The organism is Chitinophaga sp. (genome assembly GCF_036566945.1).
In the GTDB taxonomy this organism is placed as follows: domain Bacteria; phylum Bacteroidota; class Bacteroidia; order Chitinophagales; family Chitinophagaceae; genus Chitinophaga.
Window position 1 is genome coordinate 1 of the sequence record NZ_DATCVJ010000410.1, and the last position, 2472, is coordinate 2472.

Consider the following 2472-nt stretch of genomic DNA (forward strand, 5'->3'; position numbering starts at 1 on the left):
AAAAACCAGGAAGTTACAGTTTCTTTAGGAGTAGCATCTTTGGCCCAAAGGTCCGATTGAAGCTCCTCTGTTGATACCCCGGTCCTGGCTGTGTTAATTTCAGTTGTGCTAAAATAATATTTAATGCCGGCAGGATTGGTAATAATCCATTCATACATACGGGAGGTCTGGTTAAGGACTACTTCTATCTTTACATCTGCTTGCGAGAGGAGCGTTACGGTTATGGGAGTATTAATGTTAGGTCTTTTGTTTAATACAAATTTTCCTGAAGCGCCATTGATACTGAACTGGAAGATATCCGGCTCTCCGTCGGCCAGGCCGTTCAGTGCATCGCTTAAGAAGAGAATGTCCCTGTTATAGGTCGTATTGTCGGGGCGCACATACATATAATCGGAACCTACACTGGTAGGCATGTAAGAATTAACATAGCCGTTGGTTTCCAGGTCATCGGACCCTTTAACAACTCTTGATATCACACCACCTGTAAAGAGTGTCCAGCCCAAGCCAACAAGAGATGCTTCTTCCTGTACTTTTATTCCGCCACTATGATAACTAAGCTGTAGAGGTACTGCCAGGTCTTTGCTCTTTATCTCAAATATGGGGATGCTGATGTCCGCTGTTCCTGTATAGTGCGACACCGGAACCTCACCGTATTTGGCTATTGCAGCGGCGTTAGGGGATGGGCCAATCACCCGGGGAATACTTTGTTTTTCGTCTTGTGCGCTAACATAAATGGCCGGGTAGCAAAGAAAGCTTAGGAGGAGCAGTGTTTTTGTCTTCATTGTACAAGGATTTCTTAGATTTTCAGTCAGTTGATATATCTTGTATTGGATTTTATTTGTTTGACTACAGGAATTATTACCGGGCAGCGGTTTCGGAGTAACTTAAACAACGTACTTTATACGATACCATAGGGATAACCAGCCGGATTGGTCAATTTAATATTGCCGACATTTACATGCAACAATGCTGTAGGATTACTGGTACCTATTCCTACTTTTCCAGAAGAGGGAAATATGTTTTGACATTGGGACTTTAAGGCCACAGAAAACAGTATTGCTACTGTGAGAATGTATTTCATAGTACTCGAATTAGGTAATCGGGGGTAAAACGATCGGTATATCTAATTTGTAAAAATCATAGATGATAATTTGGAATAGTCACAATGGCCGGATTAATAGGGCTACGTTAACGAAATGACAAATTTCTCATCGGTACAGACAATTTATAAAAGGGTCAAAAAAATCTATAGGTATCGGCGATTCAATTGTTCGCAATAAATATACAGACTAAAAATCGTAATGACAAGTAGCAATTTAAATAAAGTTACCTTGTTTCTACGCAACCTATCTACGTACCGCCGCATTATCCTTTATCGTCCTCTTCTTGCATATCGCACTTTTAAAAAAATGGCGCAAGAAGATTCAAGCACCATTGTTGTTATTGTTGTTACACAAAAAGAAATTACTTTTTGCCGTAATCTTTGCTATTGATGCACTGAATTCTTCTTTAATGGCTTCTCCAATCTCCCGGATTTTATCCTTTTCAGCATTGCTTAAAGCCGGAATTGCACGGCCACCTTCCGATAAAAAGTAGGCACACTGAAATTACATTCTTCGCAAACCCTATCTCTTAGATGCTGGGCCACAGTAGTAAACTCTGAATGTAGCATAAACAATACGTTCTCGTCTTTTAAATTCTTCATGGGTTAAGATTTAATGGTGATTAACAAGCCTTCCATTCCTTGTCCGTTCTTCAATATTTAAAGAATAGACAATCCGGAAGAAAAACTCTGTCACCTCGGCATCCATCATGCGCTTTTCTATGTTTAGAAGGATTTCAGTGTACTCATCAATTGTTTCATCCAACTCCTTTAGTTCCACGTCTGATGCAAATTCTTCAAGCCAGTCCAGTGGTTCAACCAATTCTGTAACCAGTTTACTATTAAGCTCTGTAACACTATCTCTGATCAGTGCATCTTTTACAATGAATACAGCCTCTCCACATCTAATAAAATACTGAGTGAATAACATAAAATGATCACGCTGCTCCGGTGTCCAATTGTTGGCTTCTTTACTCGCGATAACCTTACTGAGCGAATGCCAGCAGAGATTAGCAAAACCGTTTTTTGTAGGATAGGGCGTAATGTCGCATAGGATGCTTAATGAACTTTCCATAACATCATAATTTTAAAGAATGATTAAAAGGGCTACAGGTCTGATTATGCCAAACAGTTTTCCTTACCGGTCATGAGAACCGGTTAACTATACCTTATCATTAAAATCTGAGAGACTATCTACAACCTGCGGGAGAGTTAAAAACAAAAAGGCACAGGTACCAACTTTCTCCGCTATAGAGGCCGTAGGAAGCCTGAACACAGATAAGTTGGCCCACGCCTTTATAGCATGAGCCATCCACTTATCACCCTGTGTTCTGAAATTTCCTACGTTTCTATAGCAAGGTAAAAGCGAA

At 40.2% G+C, this 2472-nt stretch carries 4 protein-coding genes; all 4 read right to left on the bottom strand.

The genetic code is table 11. From position 1 onward, the window contains the following. A partial coding sequence (locus tag VIP81_RS12200; protein ID WP_331960564.1) for a hypothetical protein occupies positions 1-782 on the bottom strand: 782 nt, incomplete at its 3' end. Between the two features lie 116 nt (positions 783-898). Further along, positions 899-1081, bottom strand: a complete 183-nt coding sequence (locus VIP81_RS12205; protein WP_331960567.1) for a hypothetical protein — start codon at positions 1079-1081, stop codon at positions 899-901. A gap of 634 nt (positions 1082-1715) precedes the next feature. Continuing rightward, the gene (locus VIP81_RS12210; protein WP_331960570.1) at positions 1716-2177 is read right to left on the bottom strand and encodes a hypothetical protein; all 462 of its coding nucleotides are present in this window, start codon (positions 2175-2177) and stop codon (positions 1716-1718) included. An 87-nt stretch (positions 2178-2264) separates the two neighbouring features. Then, a partial coding sequence (locus tag VIP81_RS12215; RefSeq protein WP_331960573.1) for a hypothetical protein occupies positions 2265-2472 on the bottom strand: 208 nt, incomplete at its 5' end.